General features: G+C 39.6%; 1 pseudogene. It reads right to left on the bottom strand.

Annotation, left to right across the window (positions count from 1 at the left end):
* Positions 1-226 (bottom strand): annotated as a pseudogene (locus AB4512_RS22660) (DNA-binding response regulator); the annotation flags it as partial.
* Positions 227-407: the final 181 nt, after the last annotated feature.

Raw genomic sequence — 407 nt, 5'->3', positions numbered from 1 at the left:
TTTCAAGCGCTGGAGTATCTGTTTGGGATACGGAAATACTTTTTCCTGTATCCAGAAGAATCATTGAGTTTGGAAACAGGGTAAGTCTGTCGAGCTTAAACCAAGCGAGCGCTTCTCTTGCCAGTAAGAAAAAAGTGCTATCGAAATCTTTGGGTTGGCATGCGGTCAAAGTGTTGGTTTGGTGAGAGAGGAGATCCTCAAAGCTCGCGAATTGGTTATCTTTCATATTGACCGTCTTTTATGGTTTTAGACAAAATAGCGGCAATAGCTAAAGTGTGTCAACCTAATGTTAGAATGATGTTCGGAATAAAGTGTGGCGAGTATTCTTAAATGCTACTGAGTAATTTATTAGTTTTATGGAGAAACGATTAGTGAAATTCACACTGAACTCTGTATAGTAGCAACCG

The sequence above is a fragment of the Vibrio sp. 10N.222.52.B7 genome, from assembly GCF_041474275.1.
GTDB lineage: Bacteria > Pseudomonadota > Gammaproteobacteria > Enterobacterales > Vibrionaceae > Vibrio > Vibrio crassostreae_C.
The sequence above is the reverse complement of the archived record's forward strand: the minus strand, read 5'-3'. Positions and strand labels throughout refer to the sequence as shown.